This window comes from Thermus hydrothermalis, assembly GCF_022760925.1.
In the GTDB taxonomy this organism is placed as follows: Bacteria; Deinococcota; Deinococci; order Deinococcales; family Thermaceae; genus Thermus; species Thermus hydrothermalis.
Window position 1 is genome coordinate 59,063 of the sequence record NZ_JAKTNT010000001.1, and the last position, 19,501, is coordinate 78,563.

Annotated in this window: 24 protein-coding genes and 2 pseudogenes; 4 read left to right on the forward strand and 22 right to left on the reverse strand. The window is 71.0% G+C overall.

Annotated features, from left to right (window positions below):
* Positions 1–7: 7 nt before the first annotated feature.
* From L0C60_RS00325 to L0C60_RS00330, 3 genes and pseudogenes are all read left to right on the forward strand, one after another.
* Positions 8–214, forward strand: a complete 207-nt coding sequence (locus L0C60_RS00325) for a DUF2281 domain-containing protein (protein WP_234508068.1) — start codon at positions 8–10, stop codon at positions 212–214.
* A gap of 72 nt (positions 215–286) precedes the next feature.
* Positions 287–622, forward strand: a pseudogene (locus L0C60_RS12940) (PIN domain-containing protein); the annotation flags it as partial.
* A 152-nt stretch (positions 623–774) separates the two neighbouring features.
* Positions 775–1,254: pseudogene (locus L0C60_RS00330) on the forward strand (ParB/RepB/Spo0J family partition protein); the annotation flags it as partial.
* Here L0C60_RS00330 and uvsE read toward each other — a convergent pair.
* The 8 genes from uvsE to L0C60_RS12740 are packed head-to-tail and all read right to left on the reverse strand — an operon-like array spanning position 1,223 to position 5,931.
* Positions 1,223–2,137 (reverse strand): UV DNA damage repair endonuclease UvsE, encoded by a 915-nt coding sequence (gene uvsE / locus L0C60_RS00335; RefSeq protein WP_234508066.1) that lies wholly within the window; start codon positions 2,135–2,137, stop codon positions 1,223–1,225. The pseudogene L0C60_RS00330 and the gene uvsE sit on opposite strands and share 32 nt — an antisense overlap.
* Complete coding sequence (locus L0C60_RS00340; protein ID WP_234508064.1) at positions 2,134–2,640, reverse strand: YceI family protein; 507 nt, start codon at positions 2,638–2,640, stop codon at positions 2,134–2,136. Before L0C60_RS00340 ends, uvsE begins: the two co-directional genes overlap by 4 nt.
* Positions 2,637–3,134 (reverse strand): flavin reductase family protein, encoded by a 498-nt coding sequence (locus L0C60_RS00345; protein ID WP_234508062.1) that lies wholly within the window; start codon positions 3,132–3,134, stop codon positions 2,637–2,639. Before L0C60_RS00345 ends, L0C60_RS00340 begins: the two co-directional genes overlap by 4 nt.
* A 2-nt stretch (positions 3,135–3,136) precedes the next feature.
* Positions 3,137–3,760: an SDR family NAD(P)-dependent oxidoreductase gene (locus L0C60_RS00350; RefSeq protein WP_234508060.1), complete on the reverse strand. Its 624-nt coding sequence runs from the start codon at positions 3,758–3,760 to the stop codon at positions 3,137–3,139.
* A 50-nt stretch (positions 3,761–3,810) separates the two neighbouring features.
* The gene (locus L0C60_RS00355; protein ID WP_234508058.1) at positions 3,811–5,226 is read right to left on the reverse strand and encodes a DUF2867 domain-containing protein; all 1,416 of its coding nucleotides are present in this window, start codon (positions 5,224–5,226) and stop codon (positions 3,811–3,813) included.
* A gap of 23 nt (positions 5,227–5,249) precedes the next feature.
* Positions 5,250–5,558: a nucleotidyltransferase domain-containing protein gene (locus L0C60_RS00360; protein ID WP_243092372.1), complete on the reverse strand. Its 309-nt coding sequence runs from the start codon at positions 5,556–5,558 to the stop codon at positions 5,250–5,252.
* Positions 5,555–5,794, reverse strand: a complete 240-nt coding sequence (locus tag L0C60_RS00365) for a hypothetical protein (RefSeq protein ID WP_234508054.1) — start codon at positions 5,792–5,794, stop codon at positions 5,555–5,557. The genes L0C60_RS00360 and L0C60_RS00365 overlap by 4 nt, the downstream gene beginning before the upstream one ends.
* An 11-nt stretch (positions 5,795–5,805) precedes the next feature.
* Complete coding sequence (locus L0C60_RS12740; protein WP_267962833.1) at positions 5,806–5,931, reverse strand: hypothetical protein; 126 nt, start codon at positions 5,929–5,931, stop codon at positions 5,806–5,808.
* Positions 5,932–5,990: 59 nt separating this feature from the next.
* Here L0C60_RS12740 and L0C60_RS00370 point away from each other — a divergent pair, with 59 nt between their 5' ends.
* Positions 5,991–7,394: a phytoene desaturase family protein gene (locus tag L0C60_RS00370; protein WP_234508052.1), complete on the forward strand. Its 1,404-nt coding sequence runs from the start codon at positions 5,991–5,993 to the stop codon at positions 7,392–7,394.
* Here L0C60_RS00370 and L0C60_RS00375 read toward each other — a convergent pair.
* The 14 genes from L0C60_RS00375 to cobJ all read right to left on the reverse strand — a co-directional run bounded on the left by L0C60_RS00375 (position 7,300) and on the right by cobJ (position 19,500).
* Entirely contained in the window at positions 7,300–8,577 is a 1,278-nt protein-coding gene (locus tag L0C60_RS00375) for an alpha/beta fold hydrolase (RefSeq protein ID WP_234508050.1), read from the reverse strand. The two genes, L0C60_RS00370 and L0C60_RS00375, sit on opposite strands and share 95 nt — an antisense overlap.
* Positions 8,578–8,997: 420 nt before the next feature.
* The gene (locus tag L0C60_RS00380) at positions 8,998–9,348 is read right to left on the reverse strand and encodes an endoribonuclease YicC domain-containing protein (protein ID WP_234508048.1); all 351 of its coding nucleotides are present in this window, start codon (positions 9,346–9,348) and stop codon (positions 8,998–9,000) included.
* 28 nt (positions 9,349–9,376) lie between these two features.
* Complete coding sequence (locus L0C60_RS00385; RefSeq protein WP_234508047.1) at positions 9,377–10,078, reverse strand: class I SAM-dependent methyltransferase; 702 nt, start codon at positions 10,076–10,078, stop codon at positions 9,377–9,379.
* 44 nt (positions 10,079–10,122) lie between these two features.
* The gene (locus L0C60_RS00390) at positions 10,123–10,785 is read right to left on the reverse strand and encodes a DUF4397 domain-containing protein (RefSeq protein ID WP_234508045.1); all 663 of its coding nucleotides are present in this window, start codon (positions 10,783–10,785) and stop codon (positions 10,123–10,125) included.
* Between the two features lie 111 nt (positions 10,786–10,896).
* Positions 10,897–12,816 (reverse strand): cobyric acid synthase, encoded by a 1,920-nt coding sequence (locus tag L0C60_RS00395; RefSeq protein WP_243092373.1) that lies wholly within the window; start codon positions 12,814–12,816, stop codon positions 10,897–10,899.
* Positions 12,806–13,216: a HEPN domain-containing protein gene (locus L0C60_RS00400; protein WP_234508041.1), complete on the reverse strand. Its 411-nt coding sequence runs from the start codon at positions 13,214–13,216 to the stop codon at positions 12,806–12,808. Before L0C60_RS00400 ends, L0C60_RS00395 begins: the two co-directional genes overlap by 11 nt.
* The gene (locus tag L0C60_RS00405) at positions 13,185–13,517 is read right to left on the reverse strand and encodes a nucleotidyltransferase domain-containing protein (RefSeq protein ID WP_234508039.1); all 333 of its coding nucleotides are present in this window, start codon (positions 13,515–13,517) and stop codon (positions 13,185–13,187) included. Before L0C60_RS00405 ends, L0C60_RS00400 begins: the two co-directional genes overlap by 32 nt.
* A 4-nt stretch (positions 13,518–13,521) precedes the next feature.
* Entirely contained in the window at positions 13,522–14,520 is a 999-nt protein-coding gene (locus L0C60_RS00410; protein WP_234508037.1) for a pyridoxal phosphate-dependent aminotransferase, read from the reverse strand.
* A gap of 44 nt (positions 14,521–14,564) precedes the next feature.
* Positions 14,565–15,419 carry an adenosylcobinamide-phosphate synthase CbiB gene (gene cbiB, locus L0C60_RS00415; RefSeq protein ID WP_234508034.1) on the reverse strand — a complete coding sequence of 285 codons (855 nt, stop codon included), beginning with the start codon at positions 15,417–15,419 and terminating at the stop codon, positions 14,565–14,567.
* Positions 15,416–16,105, reverse strand: coding sequence for a uroporphyrinogen-III C-methyltransferase (cobA, locus tag L0C60_RS00420; RefSeq protein ID WP_234508032.1), 690 nt, complete (start codon positions 16,103–16,105; stop codon positions 15,416–15,418). The genes cbiB and cobA overlap by 4 nt, the downstream gene beginning before the upstream one ends.
* Positions 16,102–16,467, reverse strand: a complete 366-nt coding sequence (locus L0C60_RS00425; RefSeq protein ID WP_234508030.1) for a DUF3209 family protein — start codon at positions 16,465–16,467, stop codon at positions 16,102–16,104. The genes cobA and L0C60_RS00425 overlap by 4 nt, the downstream gene beginning before the upstream one ends.
* A complete protein-coding gene (locus tag L0C60_RS00430; RefSeq protein ID WP_234508028.1) occupies positions 16,468–17,571 on the reverse strand; it encodes a CbiX/SirB N-terminal domain-containing protein in 1,104 nt (367 codons plus the stop codon).
* Entirely contained in the window at positions 17,568–18,644 is a 1,077-nt protein-coding gene (locus L0C60_RS00435) for a cobalt-precorrin 5A hydrolase (RefSeq protein WP_234508026.1), read from the reverse strand. Before L0C60_RS00435 ends, L0C60_RS00430 begins: the two co-directional genes overlap by 4 nt.
* The gene (cobJ, locus tag L0C60_RS00440; protein WP_234508024.1) at positions 18,637–19,500 is read right to left on the reverse strand and encodes a precorrin-3B C(17)-methyltransferase; all 864 of its coding nucleotides are present in this window, start codon (positions 19,498–19,500) and stop codon (positions 18,637–18,639) included. The genes L0C60_RS00435 and cobJ overlap by 8 nt, the downstream gene beginning before the upstream one ends.
* Position 19,501 lies beyond the last annotated feature (1 nt).

A 19,501-nucleotide genomic window follows, 5' to 3' on the forward strand; every position in this document is an offset into this window, starting at 1 on the left:
AAGACGTATGGGAAGGCTTGAGGAGTTGCTTCAGCAGTTGCCGCCCGAATTGCAACGGGAGGTTGCCGACTTCGCGGAGTTCTTGCTGGAAAAGCGGCGCCGCAAGCAAGCACGTCCGTTGCGACAAGATTGGGCGGGAGCGCTCCGGGAGTACCGCAGTCAGTACACTGCGCTAGAGCTTCAGAAAGAGGCGTTGCGGTGGAGGGGCGATTGAGCCATGTATCTGGTGGACACGAACGTCTGGTTGGAGCGCTTCCTGGAGTAGGAGCGGGCGGAGGAGGTCGGAGCCTTTTTGGCCCAAACCCCCTCGGACCAGTTATGCCTAACGGACTTCTTCCTCCACTCCATTGGTATCGTGCTTGGCCGGCTTGGCAGGTCGGATGCCTTCGTCTTGTTCGTCCGGGATGCATTCCTGGAGGGGGCCGTTTCCCTCGTTCGCCTAAGCCCTGAGGATATGCCGGACCTGGTTGCGACCATGGAGCGGTATCGGTTGGATTTTGACGATGCCTATCAGTACAGGGCGGTGGAAAAGTACGGCTTGATCTTGGTCAGTTTTGACGGCGACTTTGATAGGACGCCCCTCGGGCGCAGGACGCCTGCTCAGGTACTTGGTAAGGGATAGCCCGGAGTGGAAGAAGGCCAAGTGTCTTCGTAGGCTCTTGGTCCCGGGGCATGACCGGAAAGAGGATCCCCACTAGGGTGGCAGGGGGCGCTCTGGAGCCTAGGTGCGGTTTTGCCCTGGGCCTGCCGCCAGGCTGGGATGCCTACGGGCACGGGAGGGATCGGGAGGAGGTGGTGCGCCTCCTCCACCGGATGCGGAACGAGAGGGGGGGTAAGGCTACCCATAACGTTATGGGTAGCCCGGAGGCCCGGAGGGTGGAGGAGGTTTTCCGCGTCCTGGGGCGGATGACCTGGGAGTCCTTTGTCCAGAACCGCCTCCCCCTCTTGACGCTTCCCGAAGACCTGAAGGAGGCTCTGGAGCAGGGCGCCATCCCCTACACCGCCGCCTTGGAACTGAAGAAGGTGAAGGACGACGCTCTCCGGAAGGCCCTCTTGGAGGAGGTGAAGGCGAGGCTTTCCTTGCGGGACCTGAAGGCCAGGGTGCGGGAGGCTTTAAGGCGGGAGGAGGCGCCCAAGCCTTGGTACAAGGAGGTGGTGGCGAAGCTTGCCCGGCTTGACCTCGAGGCCCTCCCCAAGAAGCGGCGCCTGGTGGAGGCGCGGCTCAGGGCGCTTTGGGAGGCGTTGGAGGAGTAAGGGGCTCCTCGCCCTGCGCGGCCGGGGCCAAAAGGGCCAAAGCCCCCGGCGGGAGCCCTTGTTCCTTCCCCTTGGCCTCCACCATGAGGTCGGCGGGTCCAGGGAGCGCCCGCAAGAGCCGCTCCCAGTCCGCCTCCAGGACCCGGAAGGCGTGGGCCCCGGGGCGCTTGGCCGGGTCCTGGCTTGCCAGGTGGACCTTGGGCCTACCCCGCCAGGTGGGGAAGGCGAGGCGCAGGGCCTCCTCCAGGGAAAGCCGGCCCGGGTTCAGGGCGTGGTGGAGGGTATCCACCACCACGGGCACGCCCAAGGCCTCCGCCACCTTAAGGACCTCCTCCACGGGCCAAAGCCGCTCGTCGTTCTCCAGGGCCAGGTAGCGGAGGACCTCCCTTTCCGCCTTGAGGTTTTCCACAAAGCGCCGGAGGGCCCGCCTTGGGTCCCCGTAGGCCCCGCCCAGGTGGAGGACCAAAACCCCGTCCTCCGCCCCGAGGAGGGTGAGGGCGCGGGCGGAGTAGCGGAGTTCCGCCAGGGAGCGCTCCACCACCTGGGGGTTTGGGCTTCCCGGGTTCACGTACTGCCCCGGGTGGAAGGAAAGCCGTATCCCCAGGGCCCTGGCCAGGCGCCCGAGGCGGCCAAGCTCCGCCCCGTGGGCTCGCTCCCAGGCGTAGGGGAAGGCGGGGTGGGAGGCGAAGGGGATGAGGTGCTGGCCGATGCGGAAAAGGCGGAAGCCATGGGAGGCGTTCCAGCGGAGGATGCGCTCCAGGTCCGAGAGGTTCTCCGCCACCTTGGCCCGCACCCTTTCCTCCGTGAGGGAGGCGAGGTGCAGGGTGTGGTTGGTGCTCGCCCCGAGGGTCAGGTTCTCGCAGGGGTAGCCCAGGCGGATCACCGCCGGACCTCCGCCTCGAGGAGGACCTCCACCTCGTCCCGCACCTCCAGGAAGAGGAAGCGGGGGCGCTCCAGGTTCCAGTCGGAAAAGCGGGTGACGAAGCGGCCCTGGAAGCGGTAGCCCGGCCCCCTCGGCAAGAGCTCCCCCTCCACCCGCACGGGGCGCCTGAGGCCCGCCAGGGAGAGCTCCCCCTCCACCACGAACCGCCCTTGGGCGAAGTAGGCCCGCTTGAGGTAGAGGCAGGCCTCGGGGTATTCCTTTGCCCGGAGGATCTCCCGGGCCTTCTTGTCCCTTTCGCCGTTTCCCGAGTCCCAGGCCGCCTGCGCCAGGCAGACCTTTCCCGAGGCCTCCTCCCCGTCCCACCAGACCTCCCCCCGGGCCGTGGGGTTCACCCCCTCCCAGCTCCCTAGGGGGTAGTAGCCCCGGTAGCGGGCCACGCCCTCCACGGCGTAGGGGGCTTGGGCGAAGGCCAGAAGGAAGAGGAAAGCGGCCCCCACTCTCATGGGCGGAACCTCCAGGTCTCCCCCAAGGTGGCGAAGTCCCGGAAGCCCAGGAAGAGGATGGGCCGCCTTTTGGCCTCGGGGCTTCCCTCGGCGTGGACCACATCCCCCAGGAAGAGGGCGTGGTCCCCGTCCGTGGGCCACTCCGCCACCTTCAGTTCAAACACGGCGAGCGCCTCCTCGGGCACCAGGGTGCGGGCGAGGGCCCGGGCGGGCCTAAGGGGCACGCGGAGCCTATCCGCCTTGCGCACGCGCCGCCCCGAGAGGTAACCCGCCCGCACCACCCAGGCCCGCGCCTCCCAGGGCAGAAAGCAAAGCGCCCCCTCGCCGAGCTCCCGGAGGAGGCTTAGGGTGTGGTTCTTCCGGTCCACGGCCAGGAGGAAGCGGAAGGGGGCCTTGGACACGGGGGTCCACCAGGCCATGGGCATGAAGTTCTCCCCCACGGCGAGGAGGGCGAGGCGCATGGGATAGAAGTGGGCCTGGTAGCGGGCTTCCACGGCTACACCTCCAGGACCTCGGGCGGAGGCTCAGCGAGGACGGCCTCCAACACCCTCCTCGCCGCCTCCTCGGGGGTGAGGGCCCCTTTGGGCGGGCCCCCGAGGGGGGTCCAAAGCCCCGTGGCCACGGCGGGGAGGCGCACCAGGACGAGATGGACCCCTTCCCGGCGGAGCTCCTTGTGGGCCGCCTCCAGGTAGGCCTCGAGGGCCCCCTTGGCCGCGGCGTAGGCGGCGAAGCCGGGGACCCGCACGTAGGCGGGGTAGGCGCCGAAGAAGACGGCCCGGGCCCCGGGCCGGAAGCGGGCGTGCTTGAGGGCGTGGTGGGCGGTGAGGAGGTGGGCCGAGAGCATCCCCTCCAGGAGGTCCCTTGGGGTTTCCCGCACCGGGGCCCGCCCCGCTGCCCCCACCGCGTGGAGGAGGAGGTCCAGGGGCCCCGCCTCCTCCAGGAGGGCCTGGGCCTCCAGTTCGTCGGCGAGGTCAGCGGGTAGGGGCTTCCCTCCCACCTCCTCCGCCAACCCCCGCAGGGCCTCCGTTCGCCGGCCCGAAAGGAGGAGCTCGTAGCCCCTCAGGGCCCGGGCCAGGGCCCCCCCTAGGCCTCCCGTGGCCCCGAGCACCAGGACGCGCATGCCCTAAGCCTAGGGAAGGAGGAGGAAGCCCTTTGTAGCTTGGACTAAGGCTAGCCCGGCTTCTCCGCCTCTTTGGCGATGGCCCGGGCCAGGTCGCTGAAGATGCGGGCGTGGATGGGGTAGAGCGACCACCAGTAGAGGAAGCCCGTGAGGCCCATGGGGGCGAAATAGGCGGTCTGGACCAGGCGGCAACCTTCCCCTTCCGGGAGGGCCTGCCACTCCAGCCACGCCTTCCCGGGCAGGCGCATCTCCGCCCTGAGGCGGAGGAGGCGGCCCGGCTCCACCGCCTCCACGCGCCAGAAGTCCACCGCCTCCCCGGGGAGGAGGAGGGTGGGGTGGCGCCGGCCCCGCCTTAAGCCCGGGCCCCCCAGGAGCCGGTCCACGAGCCCCCTCAGGGCCCAGGCCCAGCCCCAGACGAGCCAGCCCCGCTCGCCCCCCAGGGAGGCGAAGACCCGGTAGACCCTCTCGGGGGGCGCTTGGACGGGGAGGGTGCGCACCTCGCGGATGACCCCCTCCCGGTCCTCCAGGAAGTAACCCCGCCCCTGGAGGGCCCCGGACCAACGGGTCTCCACCTCGCCCAGGGCGATGCGCTCCAGGGCCAAGGCTACCGCCTGCCGATAGGGGATGGGGTCCACCTCGGGGAAGAGGGCCTTGGCCCGGGCGGTGTCCGCCACCAGGGGGTGGAGGATGCCCTCCACCAGGGGCAGGGCCAGGCGGTTGGGAATGGGGGTGACGAGGCCCACCCAAAGGGCGGCAAGCCTCGGGGCCAGGACGGGCACGGGGAGGATGAGGCGCTTAAGGCCCCGCACCTCCGCGTAGGTTTCCATCATGGCCTTGAAGGTGAGGGGCGGGGCCCCCACCTCCACCACCCCCGAAGGCCCCCGCTCCAGGGCCAGGAGGAGGTAGGCCAGGACGTCCCGGATAGCGATGGGGGAGACGGGGTTGAGGACCCAGCGGGGGGCCACCATTACGGGGAGGCGCTCCGTGAGGTAGCGGACCATCTCGAAACTGGCCGAGCCCGAGCCCACGATGGGCCCGGCCCGGAACTCCGTGGTGGGCACCCCCGCCCGCAGGATCTCCCCCACCCGGGCCCGGCTCGCCAGGTGGGGGGAGGGCCTTCCCGTCCGGGGCAGGAGCCCCCCCAGGTAGATGGCGTGGGGGAGGCCCGCCCTTTGGGCCGCCTGGGCGAAGGCCTTGGCCTGGCGCTCCTCCGCCTCCTGGAAGCGGGTCTCCGAGAGCATGGCGTGCACCAGGTAGTAGGCGGCCTCCACCCCCTCCAGGGCCCGGAGGAGGGCCGCTTCGTCCTCGAGGCTCCCCTCCACCACCTCCACCTGCCCCGCCCAGGGGCGGCCTTCCAAACGGCGGGCATCCCGCACCAGGACCCGCACCCTGTGGCCCCTTTCCAGAAGCCGGGGCACGAGCCTTCCCCCCACGTATCCCGTGGCGCCGGTGACCAGGACCCGCACGCCCCTAGCCTAGCCCTGCTCCCCTACGGGGATGGTGGTGGGAAAGGGTTTTCCAGGAGGACGATCCCTTCCCGCGCCGCCTCCCCCACCACCCCGAGCTCCCCCTTTCGCGCGGCCCACTCCTCGGGGGTGAGGGCCACGTAGTCCACGTGCCGCAGGGGAAGGGTGCGGTGGAGGAGGAGAAGGCGGTCCAGGTAGTCCATCCCCCGGAAGGCGGGGGAGACCACGAGGAGGTCGTAGTCGCTTTCCAAGAGGGCTTCCCCCCGGGCCCGCGAGCCGAAGAGGAGGGCCAGGGCGATGGGGAAGGGGGCCCGGGAGAGGGCCTCCCTCAAGCGTTCAAGCCCGCTTCCGCCCACCGGATCACCTCCCGGGCCGCCTCGAGGCGCGCCAGGCCCTGGGCCTTCCCGTAGAGCCGGGCGGGCAAGGTGCCCGCCACATTGGGGCAGCGGCTTAAGGTGTAGTCGGGGGTGAGGAGGCGGGCGGCCTCGCACACCGTTTCGGGGGCGCCGAGCGCCTCCGCTAAGGCCAGGAGGTCGTGGGAGCGGGGGTGGGTGCGCAGGCGCTCCACCGAAAGGGCCTTCAGGGCCTTTTCCGCGGACTGCTGGGCGAAGAAGGCGGCGTAGTAGCGACCGCCACCTGGAGGGTTTCCGCCGTCAAGAGGTCCTCCCGGGCCTGGGCGAGGAGGTTTTCCGCCTCGGGCCGCACCGCTCCCAGTATAGCCCGGGCAAAGGTCTTTCCCTCCTGGAGCCCCTAGCCTAGGGGGCGTGCGGGCGGTGGTGGTGGGGGCGGGGGTTGGGGGGCTGGTGGCGGCCCGCCTTCTGCGGCGGGCGGGCCTCGAGGTGGTGGTGCTGGAGGCCCACACCTACCCAGGGGGGCTTGCGGGTAGCTTTTACCACCGGGGCTTTCGCTTTGAGGCGGGGGCCACCCTCCTCACGGGCCTCGCCCCTGGCGCCCCCTTGGCCCTGGCCCTGGAGGCGGCGGGGGTGGCACTCCCCTTTGAGCCCCTGCCCGAGGGTTTCCCCCTCCTCCAGGTCCTCCTACCCCGAGGCCCCCTGGTGCGGCCCGTGGGGCGGGAGGCGGAGCGGGAGGCGCAGGTGGACTTTTTCGGAAAGGGGGTCCTCCCCTTTTGGGCCTGGCAACAGGACCGGGCGGAGCGCCTCCTCGCCCTGGCCCCCCGCCTCCCCTGGCCCCCGGAGCCCGAGGAGGCGCCCATCCTCCTCCGCACTCTTCCCGGGCTTTTCCCCCTCCTCCCAGACCTCCTGGTGGGGGCCTCGAGGCGGGCCCCGGAGGACCCGGGCTTCCGCCTTTTCCTCGGGGCGCAGCTCCTCATCAGCGCCCAGACGGAGGACCCCTACGCCCTCTACGCCGCCCTGGCCTTGGACCTGCCCCACCTGGGGGCGGCCCTTCCCCCCTACTTGGGCCGCCTGGCCGAGGCCTTGGCGGAGGGCCTCGAGGTGCGGTACAGGGCCAGGGCCCTGCGGCTCCTCCACCGGGAAGGCAAGGCGTATGGCGTGGAGGTGGCCTACGGGGGAAGGCGCCGGGGGGAGCGGGAGGTGGTGGCGGGGGAGGTTTTCGTCCTGAACGTCCCCCCCGAGCCCCTTCTTGGCCTCCCGGAGCGGGTTCCCCGGGATGCGTGGGGCGCTTTCGTGGTCTACGGCGTCCTGCCCTTCCGGGTGCCGCCCCCCTACTACCGGCAAAACGCAAGGGAAAGGCCCTTCGCCTTCCTCTCCTTGCGGCCCGAGGGGGAAAGCACGGTGTTTGGCCTCTCCCTCCACACGCCCCTGGCCCTTTGGGAGGGGCTGGACCGGGAGGGGTACCGGCGGGCCAAAGCCCTTTGGCAGGAAAGGGCCCTCGCCCTCGGGGAGGCCCTTCTCCCCGGGCTTCGGGAGGCGGTCTTCCTCTTCGCCGCCACGCCCCAGACCTACCGGCGCTACGCCGGCCGGGCCTGGGTGGGGGGCATCCCCCAGACCCACCCCTTCCGCTTCCCCCGGGTGCGCCTCCTCAAGAACGCCTTCCGGGTGGGGGAGGGGGTCTTCCCCGGGCAGGGCATCCCCGCCGCCGCCCTTTCAGGCCTCAGGGCGGCCCGGCTGGCCCTGGCCTACCTGGGCCTAGGAGGGGTTCCAGGTACGCCCGGAGCGCCCGGGCTGTCCTCCCCTCCCGCTCCGTGAGGAGGTCCAGGTGGGTGAGGCCGGGGAGGACCTGGGCCTGGAGGAGGGTTTCGGGGAAGAGCTCGGGAAGGCGGAAGCCCTCCGGCCGGTCCACGAGGCCCCGGCCCGCCCCCAGGGCCAGGACGGGGTAGGGGAGGGGCCTGGGCCTCAGGTCGGGCCGCACGTGGGGGTAGCCCGCCACCTCCAGGAGGAGGCGGTAGGGGAAGTACCACTCGGAAAACCCCGTCTCCGCCCGGGCGAAGGCGCGGAGGAAGGCCCTCGGGTCCGTGGCCTCCCCCGTATCCCGCCAGCGGATGGGCCCGGCCCTTGCCCCCCGTACCGTGAGGACCAAGCGGCCCTGGAGGAGGCCCAAGAGGCTAAGCCCCTCCCGGGCCCAGGCCCGGCCCACGCTCACGCTAAAGGTGGGGAAAGGGCTATAGTGGTCGTCCACCCGGAGGAGGGCCTTGGCCTCCCGGGTGGCCCGGTAGGGCCCGAAGGGCACGAGCTCCTCGGGGCGCCTCCCCGCCAGGAAGGCCTCCGCCTCCGCCAGGGCCAGGTCCCTCGGGGAGAGGCCCGGGGCCTGGAACACGGGGCTCGCCCGCCCCGAGCGGAGGTCCTCCAGGCCCGGCAGGCGGCCAAAAGGGGTGTCCTGGCCCTTCAGGAAGGCCTCCCGGGAGAGGGAGACGAGCCCCAGGGTGCCGTCCAGGAGGACGAGGCCCGCAAGCTCCTCCCCGTGGGCCCAGGCGTAGAGGACGGCAAGGCTCGCCCCCAGGGAGTGGCCGGCCAGGACCACGGGGGCCCGCTTCCTGGCCTCCGCCACCGCCCGGTCCAGGTCCTTCAGGTGGACCTCCAGGCCGAAGTCCCGCAAGGGGGAGAGGTCGGGCTCGGGGAGGGCTTGGTAGTAGGCCAAAGGGTCTTCCCCCAGGAAGCCCCTCCGGTCCTCGAGGCCATTGGCCCGCCGCTCCCAGGCCCACACCTCCAGCCACGGCATCTCCCGCTGCAGGCGCTCCGCCAGGAGGGCGAAGTTGGTGCTCCCCCCGAGGAGGCCCGGTACGAGGAGGAGCACCGCCCGGGGGTTCTCCGCGCGGTAGACCAGGGCGTAGCTCCGGTCCAGGCTGGGGCGGCCCGTGGGGGCCCCGGGGAGGTGGAGGTAGGCGCCGGCAAGCGCCCATCCCAGGAGGAGGCCTAGGGCAAGGAGGCGCATGCCTCCATGGTGGTCCGAGGGGCTTCCAGGCTTTGGGCCCGGGGTTACCCTTCTATCCACAAGGCCCTGGCCCCGTCCACCCTTCAGGGCTCGGGCGCTTGGGTGGATGCGCTAGCCCTTCGGCGCTGGAAGCGGTGGGACGGGAAGGCAACGACCTTGCCTGCGGGGCTTCCGGTGGAAGGGGGATGGGATCGTGGAGGTGGTTAAGACCCTTCCGCCGGGGGCCCCTAACCCTTGGGTTCAGGTCCCTTGGGAGGCCACGGAGCCCACGGGCTAGGGGGGAGGCTTGGCACCGCCAAGGGTGGCCCCGCCTCGAGGGCCACCCTCCTGCGGGAAGCCGAGGCCAGGTGGCAGAGCTTTTGCTTGCAAGGGATTGCCTGGCTTTGCACCCCGGCGGACTCGGGGGTTAGGAAGGAGGCGCTAGCGTGCGAGGAAGGCGAGGAGGGTAAGGGCGGCGGCCAGGGCGGTGAAGTAAAGCATGAGGCGGTTGAGGGCGGTGTTGATCTCCGCCTTCACTTCCTGGCGCAGGGAGTCTACCTTGCCGTCCAGCCGGGCGATTTCTTCCTTTACCTCTTGGCGCAAGGCGTCTATCTTGGCGTCCAGCCGGGCGATTTCCTCCTTCACCTCCTGGCGCAGGCTGGCGACTTCCGCCTTGATCTCCTGCCTCAGGAGGTCCATGCGGTGTTCCAGGGAGGAGACCCGGTCGGGGAGGGTGGCCATGACTCCCTCCACGATGCCCTCCAGCTTGTAGAGGCGTTCCTCCGTGGTCATCCCTTGGGGACCAGGATACCACGGGGGCCTAGGCCTCGGCCAGCACCAGGCCGAGCCGCCCGAAGCGGAGGAGTTCCGCCCGGAAGCCCGCTTCCCGGAGGAGGCAAAGGAGTTCCTCCCCGCTTGGCCGGAAAAGCCCCAAGGAGGCCCCGGGCCCCAGGAGGAGCATCCCGAAGAGCCTGCCGCCCTTCCGGAGAATGCGCCTAGCCTCTAGGGCTGCCCTCCTAGGGTTCTGGAACTCATTCCAGGTGGGCCCTATGGCCACCCCAGCAAACGCCCCATCGCGAAAGGGGAGGGCTTCCCCGTGGGCCAGGAGGTAAGGCCCGGGCCGGCGCCGGGCGGCCACCCTGAGGAAGGCGGGGGAGGGGTCTATCCCCACCGCCTTTACCCCCAAGACCTCCCGGTAGACTCCCGTCCCCGTGCCCACGTCCAGGAAGGGCCCACCCATGGGGAGGAGCCAAGCCTTTAGGTGGGCGAGCTCCTCGGCGAAGGAAAGGGTTCCTCCCGAGAGGAGGGCGGTGGACCGCACGCGCCAGGCCTCGTAGGACCAAGCGGTGAGGGGGAAGCGGTTGACCAAGGCCAGCAACGGGCGTTCCGCCCCCATCCGCAGGTCGGGAAAGGGCCCCCGAAAGGGGTAGCGCGCCCCGCACCTGGAGCAGCGGAGGTCCTCCAGACCCGTCCCGCACCGCGGGCAAGCGAGGAGGGGGGAGAGCCAGGTGGGAAGGGGCATGGGAAAGGCCCCCAGGGAGGGCCTGGGGGCCCTAACCTCCGGTTCTAGCGGTTGCCACCCAGGGCGGCGGCGTCCACCACGGGCACCACGGTGAGGGTGCCCGCCTGAACGCTTCCCACGGCGAAGACGGTGTAGGTCTTGCCGCTTTCCAGAACTACCCCAGGGAGCTCCAGGGCCACGGTGGTGGTCCCGGCCACCCGGACCTCGAGGTCATACCGCCCCGCCGGCACCACCAGGTACTGCCCCGCCCGGGGGAAGGGGAGGTTTTGGAAGAGCACCGGCCCACCCTTCACCGCCACGTCCACGGCGGGGGCGTCGGGGGAAGCGTGCACCACCCGGATGCGGGCGTAGCCCGCCCGGGGGAAGAGGCCCGCCAGGGCGTCCGTGTAGACCTGGGGCCGGATCTGCGCCAGAAAGCCCGTGGCGGCCACGGTGTAGTAGACCCCGTCCCTCAGGTCCAGCTCGGCGTCAATGACCACGGGGCCCTCCTGTCCCGCGGGCACCACCTGGACCTGTACCCGGGCGGCGGGTAGGGGGATATAGGGGGTAACCTCCTTGAAGGCGAGGTTCTGGATGGCCCGCTGCCCGTTCACCAGCACGTCCACGGCGGGGGCGTCGGGGGAGAGGTGGGCCACCCGTACCATGGCCCCCTGGGCCCAGGTGAGCCCGGCCAATGCCATCAAAACCCAGGCAAGAACCTTGCGCATACGCACCTCCTCGCCCTCTCTAGGGCCCCATTAGGGTAACGGGGTGCCGCTTGTCTAACCTTTGTCCAAACTACCTTCCGCCCGGGGGTGGCCGGGCACGTGTAGCCCGGGCTACGGGTTCGCCCCCTTAAGGCGAAGGGTCTGCCCCGCCACCAGGAGGTACACCTCCTCCGCCGCCTCCGCCAGGCGGGCGTTCACCTCCCCCAGGAGGTCCCGGTAGCGGCGGGCCAGGGGGTTGGCGGGGACGATGCCGAGGCCCACCTCGTTGGAAACGGCGATGACCCGCTTGCCGCTTTCCCGCACCGCCCTAAGGAAGCGCTCCGCCTCGGCCAGGGGGTCTAGGCCCCTTTCCAGGAGGTTGGCCACCCAAAGGGTGAGGCAGTCCACCACCACCACGGGGTGGCGGGCCTGTCCCAAGGCCCCCACCAGGTCTAAGGGCGCTTCCAAGGTTTCCCAGGTGGGGGGGCGCTCGGCCCGATGCCGCTGGATGCGGGCCGCCATCTCCTCGTCCCGGGCCTCCGCCGTGGCGATGAGGGTGGCGTGGGGCCCGGCGAGGCGCTGGGCCTGGCGGCTCTTGCCGCTCCTCGCCCCCCCCAGGAGGAGGACGAGGCCGGGCTTAGGGGGAGGGTCGGGGCTTTGGGGCGCCCCTTGCCCAAGCCTCCCCGTAAGCCCCAAGCCCCGGTGGAGGCGGGCGAGGTCCAGGTGGGCCTCGAGGGCGTCCGCCAAGGCGTCCAGGGCCTCGTCCAGGGCCCGGGCTTCCCGGCCGAAAAGGGCCCGTTGCACCCCGGGGTTTTCCAGGAGGCCGTGGAGCCAGGTGGCGAGGAGGCTTCCCTCCTGGTGGAAGAGGGGAAGCCCCTCCCCGTGGTGGATCTCGTACCCCTCCGCCTCGAGGCCGTTGAGCCTCCCCCAGTAGCCCGAGAACCCCCCAAGGCGCACCCGCCGCCCCTCCACCCGCTTCTCCCTGCGCATGCGCACCCGGTAGGGGAGGAGGCCGAGGCCCGGGAAGACCCCCTTCTCCTCCACCCCCTCCTCGTCCAGGATGGCCTCCGCGAGCATCTCCGCCCCGCCGCAGACGGCAAGAACGGGCTTTCCCGCCTCCAGGTGGCGCTTGAGGAGGGGGAGGAAGCCCCTTAGCCAGGGGAGGTCCCGGGCGGGAAGCCGGCTTCCCGGCAGGATCAGGAGCTCCGCCCCTTCCGCCTCCTCGGGGGTCCTGGCGTGGACCAAGCGGGCGAGCTCGGATAGGGGCCAGAACTCGTCCAGGTTGGCGGCGTGGGGGTAGCGGAGGATGGCCACCTTAGGGCCCTCCCCCGCCCGGGGGCGGTGGCGGAAGCCATCCTCCTCGGGAAGCTCCAGGGGGAGCATGGGCAGGGTGCCCAGGACGGGCACCCCCGTCCAACCCTCCAGGAGGCCGTAGGCGGGCTCCAGGAGGGAGAGGTCCCCCCGGAACTTGTTGAAGGCGAAGCCAAGGAGGCGTTCCCGGTGCTCCCCCAAAAGGGCCCAGGTGCCGTAGAGCGCCCCCAAGGCCCCCCCTTGGTCCACGTCCGCCACCAGGAGGGCCTTGGCCCCCGCCCAGGCCGCCACCTGGAGGTTGGGGAGGTCGGGCCAGAGGTTGCGCTCCACGGGGCTTCCCGCCCCTTCCAGGACCAAAAGCTCGTACTCCGCCATGAGCCCCTCCAGGGCCTCCCGGACGGGGGCTTCCAGGTGGGGCTTGCGCTCCTTCCAGGGTAAGGAGGAGAGGAAGGGGTCCACCCTTCCCAGGACCACCACCTGGGCCCCCCGCTCCCCGAAGGGCTTCACCAGGACGGGGTTCATGCGCACCTCGGGGGTCACCCCCGCCGCCCGGGCCTGGAGCCACTGGGCCGTGGCCATCTCCCCCCCCGCCACCACCCGGGCGTGGTTGGCCATGTTCTGGGCCTTGAAGGGGGCGGCCTTGAGGCCGAGCCTCCGGAAGTGGCGGAGGAGCCCCGCCACGAAGAGGCTTTTCCCCACCCCGCTTCCCGTGCCCCAGACCACTAGGGCCTTAGCGCCCAAGCCGCACCTCCACCGCCTCGAGGATAGCCTTGGCGTCCTCTAGGGCCTTTTGGGCCTCCTCCTCCGTGTACGCTTCCCTTGGGGTGAGCCCGGGCAGGGCGTCTGGGTAGCGGGTGGGGATGTAGAGCTTGTCCAAGGCGAGGGCTTTGGGGAGGAGGTGCCGGAAGGCGGGGGCCTCCTCCTCGGGGAGGTGGCGGAGGAGGTGGGCGAGGCTATGGCCCCAAGGGTCCAGGCCCAGGAAAAGCCAAAGCGCTTTTAGGGCCTTCTCTCCCGCCTGCTGGGCCAAGAAGGCCGCTTGGGCGAACTTGCGGGCATGGAGGAGGGCCTCCCCCGCCTCCCAATCGTCCTGGGCCTGGTGTAGCCACCGCCTAGCCTCTGCCCGCCGCTTTTCCACGCTCATAGAGGGGCACCGCCTCCTTGAGGATCCCCGCCAGGAAGGGGAGGTCCTTCCGTTCCTCCAGTTCCCTGGGCGTCAGGACGATGGCCTCCACGGGTAGGGGCGCATCCTGGAGGGACTCCAGGACCCGGCCGATACGCTCCAGGGGAGGCAGGTCCGTCTCCGCCACCACCAGGAGGTCCAGGTCGGAGCGGGCGTCCGCCGTGCCCCGGGCATGGGAGCCGAAGAGGTAGAGGGCTTCCAGGGGAAAGGCCTCCTTAAGCCTTTCCACCGCCTCCTCCAGATAGGCCCGAAGCGCCTCCACCCCTTCAGTCTACCCGCTCCGTGGCGAGGACCGCTTCTAGGGCCTCGAGGAGGGCCGTTATGGCCTCCTCCTTCTGCGCGGAGAGCCGGAGCCACTCGGGAAGGCCGAAGCTGGTGGCGTCCCGCACCCGGATGCCCCGCGCCCGGAGGGCTAGGGCCACCTCCCTGGCGCGCCCCACCCGCACCAGGAGGAAGTTGGCGGGGCTTTCCCGGACCTCGAGGCCAAGCCCCCGAAGCCCCTCGGCCAGGAGGCGGCGGAGGCGGAAAAGCTCCTCCTTGGCCCCTTCCAACCAGGCCTGCGCCTCCGGGTCCAGGTGGCCCAGGAGGAGGGCCTCCCCGTAGACGGACACGGGCCAGGAAGGGGCCAGGTGTTGGAAACGGGTGAGGTCCAGGGGGGCCACCAGGTACCCCGCCCGCACCCCCGTGAGGCCGTGGGCCTTGTTGGGGCTATAAAGCCGGAAGGCCCTCTGGGGGAGGGGAGGAGGGGTTTGCAGGAGGGGGTAGTAGGCCAGGTCCAGGACCAAGGCCCCCCCGGCCCGCGCCGCCGCCTCCTCCAGGAAGGGGTAGACCTCCCCCGTGGGGTTGTTGGGCACGCAGAGGAAGGCCAGGGAGCTTCTGGGGAGGAGGTCCAAAAACTCCTCGGGGCTTCCCGCCTCCCAGAGGGGAAGCTCCAGAGCCCTCGCCGCCCGGGCGTACTCGCTAAAGGTGGGCGGGAGGAGGAGGATGGGCCCCCGGAGGTAGTTCCAGCGGGCCAGGCGGTGGATGAGCTCGCTCGTCCCCGTGCCCACCGCCACCTGCTCCGGGGCCACCCCGTGGGCCTCCGCCAGGGCCGTGCGGAGCTTCCGGTAGAGGGGGTCAGGGTAGCGGCCCGGATCCGCCCGCTTTAGGTAGCCGAGGATCACCGGGTTGGGCCCCAGGGCGTTGGCGTTGGTGGAGAAGTCGTAAAGGGGTTCGGGGCCCCCGTCCGGCCCCCCGTGGATGGGCCTTAGCACATCGTCCAGCATGCCCTCCATGATAGGTAGCCCCCTTTCCCAAACCTTGGTCTAGCCTACCGGCCCAGGAGGTGGAGGGCCAACCCCAGGGCCACCCCCAGCCCGTAGCCCCAAAGCCCCACCCGGCGAAGGCCCAAGGAGAGGTGGCGGGGGGTGGGGGAGGGGGCCTCGGGGTTCAGGGCGTACACCCCCCGCTTCCTGAGCCGCACCCCTAGCCCCAGGGCCAGGGCCGCCATGGGGAAGCCGGCGTTGGGGGAAGGGGTCTTGCGGGCCTCCCGCCAAAGCCGCCCCCAACGCCCTGGAGGGCAAAGGAGGAGGCCCGTGAGCCGCGCGGGGAGGAGGTTTAGGAGGTCGTCCGCCCGGGCGGCGAAGGCGCCCTTTGCCCCGTGCTCGGGGTAGCCCCACATGGCGTCGGCGGTGTTGGCGTAGCGGTAGAGGGCGGCTCCCCCGAGGCCCAGGAGGGCGTAGTAGAGGAGGGGGGCGATCAGGCTATCCGAGAGGTTTTCCGCCAGGGTTTCCAGGGCCGCCTCCCGCACCTCCTCTTCGGAAAGGTCTTCTGTCCTGCGGCTCACCAGCCCGGCTAGCCGCTTCCGGGCGGCCTCGAGGTCCTTCCCAAGGGCCCTTTCCACCCCCGCCACCTCGGCGAGGAGCATCCGCAGGCTGAAAAGGGGCTTGAGGAGGAGGCCCAGGAGGACCCACCCCAGGGCCAGGGGGCGGAGGAGGAGGTCCAGGAGGAAGGCGGGGAGGGCGAAGAGGAGGGCCCCCAGGGTCCAGTAGAAGGCCCCCGACCAAAACCCCCGCACCCGCCCCCAGGCCCACGCCAGGTACCGCCCCATCCCGACCACGGGGTGGAAGCGGGCAGGGGGCTCCCCCAGGAGGGCGTCCAGGAGGAGGGCGAGGAGGAGGCTCACCGCAACTCCCCGTAAAGCCCCACCACCTCCCCCACCACCAGGAGGGCCGGGGAGGGGAGGCCCGTCCCCAGGCCTGGCAGGTCCTTGACCCGGCCCAGGCGCACCTCCTCCCCCGGCCAGCCCACCCGGGCCAGGAGGGCCAGGGGGGTTTCGGGGGAGAAGCGCTCCAAAAGCCTCGCCTTCAGGCCTTCCAGGGCGTGGAGGGGCATGAGGAGGACCAGGGTGTCCGCCTGGGGCAGGGGCGCAGAGGGGTCGTGTCCCGTGGCCACAGCGAAGCTTTGGGCGAGGCCGCGGAAGGTGAGGGGAAGCCCCAGACAGCTCAGGGCCCCCACGGCGCTGGTGACCCCGGGGACCACCTCAAAGGGGACACCCGCCCGCTTGAGGGCCATCGCCTCCTCCCCGCCCCGGCCAAAGACCATGGGGTCCCCCCCCTTGAGCCGGGCCACCACCTTCCCCTCCCGGGCCAGGGCGATGAGCCTTTGGGTGATGGCCTCCTGGGGGGTCTTTTCCCCGTACCCCTCCTTGCCCACAAAGACCCTTTCCCCCTTGGCCAGGGCCAGAACCCCGGGGTGGACCAGGCGGTCGTGGAGGACCACTTCCGCTTCCTCCAGGACCCTCAGGGCCTTCAGGGTGAGGTGCTCGGGCCCCCCAAACCCCGCCCCCACCAGGTAAACCTTGCCCCTCATCCCCGTTTTCTTGGGAAGAGGCGATGGAGGCGGTGGTGGAGGGCGTCCAGGTCCTGGTAGAGGGCCTCCGCCTCCCGCCTCAGGGCTTCAAGGCGGCCTAAAGCGGCCTCCGCCGTGAGGAGGAGGCCCCGCCAGTAGGGCTCCTCGGCCTCTTGGGCGGCCCGCTCCTCCAGGCGGAGAAGGGCTTCCCTTAGGGCCGCCTCCATGGCGGGAAGGGTCTTGGCCTCGGCAAGGTGCCGGATCTCGGGCCGCCCCTCCAGGACGGGGGCAAGCTCCTCCCGTTCGTGGATGAGGTCGTGGGCCTCCTTCTCCAAAAGCTCTCCTAGGGCAATCCTAAGGGCCGAAAGCTCGTGGCATGCCATCTAGATCACCTCCAAAACCTTGGGGGCAAAAAGCTCTCCCGCTTCCAGGTGCGTCCTCCTCAGGAGGGGCACGTCCCTTGGTTCTAGCCCCCCATATACCACCCCTTCCGGATAGGCCACCAAGATGGGCCCTTTGCCGCACCGCCCGAGGCAGGGGGTGGGGGTAAGCTGGACCAAGGAGGCGAGGTCCCGTAACCCCTCCTCCAGGGCGCGGAGGACGGCCAGGGCACCGCCTTCCCGGCAGGCCTCCCCCGTGCAGAGAAGGAGGTGGGTGAAGGGTCCGTGGGGGTGGCGCCCTGGGGCGAAGAGGGCGTGGCGCAGGGCGCGAAGCCCGGCAATCTGCGCCTCCCGCCTGGGGGCGAAGCGGCCTATAGGGAAGCGGAAGCGGCAGGTGTCGCAAGGGGCGTGCCCCCCGTCCAGGGCTTCCCGGTACCGGTCCTCCAGGGCCTGGAGGAGGGCGGGGTGGCCCATGAGGGGGGGGAGGACCTCCAGGGAAAGCCCCTGGATCCGGCCGAGGAGCCTCCCCTCCACAACCCCGCGGAAGAAGAGGTGGGGAAGGAGGAAAACCCTCCGCGGTCGGAGCCCAGCGAGGCGCAGAATGGCCTCCTTGGGGGTGGGGCGTGCCTTGGCGGCGTAGGCGGGGACCACGGGAAGCCCCGCGCGTTCTTCCAGGAGCCGGGCCAGGGCGGCGCCCTCCGCGTTGGCCCCGGGGTCCGTGCCCCCCCGGAGGACCAGGACGGCCCCATCCCCCGCCCCGGCTCCTCGTCGCCGGAGGCGCTCCGCCCAGAGCTCCACCAGGGCGGGGTGGGTTCCCAGGGGGCGGGCGAGGAGGAAGCGGGCCTCTGGGTGGCGGGCCTGGGCCGCTTCCAGGGCCAAGGGGAGGTCGGCCTTGAGGTGGCCGGCCCCCAGGAGGAGGAGGGGCAGGACCACCCCGCCCCCCTTTTCTGCCAGGGCCAGGGTGGCCTCGAGGAGGGTGGGCCGGTCGTGCTCAATGAAGCCCAGGTGGACCTCCGTCCGGAGCCGCCGGGCGAGGCCCTTGGCGAGCCCGCGGGCCAGGGCCTGGGCCCGGGGGTCGGGGGAGCCGTGGGCGGCGAGGAGGATCACGGCAGGGCCTCCTCGGGAATGGATAGGGTAAGGACTCCCAGGGCCAGGGTGAGGTTGCCCCGCTTGGTCTTCTCCACCAGCAGCCTCGCCCCTTCCGCCAGCACAGCCGCTTCCGCCACCCCGTAAAGCCCCGTGTGCCGGAAGACCACCTCGGAGGGGTTGGGGATGGGTTGGGCGTTGAGCACCTCGGGGGGGTGGAAGCGTAGGGGAAGCCCCATTTCCTCGGCGAAGGCCAGAAGCCCAGCCTCGTCCCGCTTGAGGGTGGCGGTGGCTATCCGGGCCAGGGCCTCTTGGGCGAACCCCCCTTCCTCCAGGAAGCGGAAAACCTCCCCCCGGATCTCCTCCAACGGGGTCCCCCGGTTGCACCCGAGGCCCAGGACCAGGGCGGGCGGGTGGGCGAAGAGGGCGGGGACGGGGAGGGGGAAGGGCTTCTTCACCGTGAAGAGGACCATCCCCTCCACCCCCTCGGGGTGGGGGCTTGGGAGGAGGCGCAGGGAGGGGTAGCGGGCCAGGGGGCTCAGGTCCACGCAGTCCGCATAGAACCCCACGGGCCTCCCGTCCACCAGGAGGGCGGACACGTCCTTGAGGGGCTTCCAGTCGGGCACCTTGGCGGAGAGGGCCTTGGCCAGGAGGTCGGGGGCGGGGAGGGCCAGGCTATCCGTGCCCGTGGTGAGGACCGCCTCTCCCCCTAGGGCTTCCGCCAGGTAGCGGGCGAGGGGGTTGGCCCCGCCCAGGTGGCCGGCGAGGAGGGGGACGAAATACCGCCCCTTCAGGTCCACCACCAGGACCGCCGGGTCCACCCGCTTGTCCAGGATGCGGGGGGCGATGGCCCTTAGGACGATCCCCGCCGCCATGACGAAGACGTGTCCGTCATGAAGGGGCCAGGTTCGTTCCAGGAGGTCGCGGATGGGTTCGTCAAAGAACCGGGCCTCCAGAAGCCCCCGGTACTTTCCCGCCACGTAAAGCGTGCTCCCGGGCAGCGCCCGGTGGATCGCCTCCGCCACCTTGAGGCCGGGCAGGGTGAGGGTGTAGACCGCCACCCTTTCGGGCCGCAGGGGGCCTAGCTCAGGCATCCCGCCTCCTCAGGGAAAGGCCCGGGGTCTCCCCAGGGAGGGGCTCGCCCGTTTCCAGGTCGTACTTTAGGCCGTAGCCCCTTGGGGTGAGGAGGGTCCCCTCAAAGAAGCGGCTATGGTGGTTGCCGACCACCACGGTGGTGAGCATGCCCGCCTCGGCGGAGAGGAGGCCCTCGAGGGTGGTGAGGGTCACCTCCTGTCGTTTGCGGTAGGCGCTCTTCACCAGGGCGGCGGGGGTTTCCCTTGGGCGGTAGGTGAGAAGGATCTCGGCACTCCGCCGAAGTTGCCAGTCCCGCCGTTTGCTTTGGGGGTTGTAGAGGACCACCACGAAGTCCCCCATGCCCGCCGCATGGAGCCTTCCCTCTATCACGGGCCAGGGCGTCAGGAGGTCGGAGAGGCTGATGAGGCAGGTGTCGTGGCTTAAGGGGCTTCCCAGGAGGCTCGCCACGGCGTTGGCCGCCGTCACCCCGGGGACGACCTCGAGGGCCACCTCCTTTTCCCCCAAGGCGAACCGCCCGGGGAGCCCCACGCCCCCGTCTACCCGGCGGAAGCCCCGCTCCTCCATGAGCTCCAGCACGGGGGCTGCCATGCCGTAAATCCCAGGGTCGCCCCCCGAAACCAGGGCCACCCTTTGCCCGGCCAAGGCCCGCTCCAACGCCTCCTCCGCGCGGTCCAACTCCTCCGTCATCCCCTTGCGCACCACCTCCTTGCCGGCAAGGAGCCCCATCTCCTCCAGGAGCTTGATGTAGGTGCTGTAGCCGATGACCACCTCCGCCTTCCCCAGGGCCTCCTTGGCCCTCAGGGTGAGGCCGGGGAGGTCGCCTGGGCCCATGCCCACCAGGTAGAGCTCTCCCATC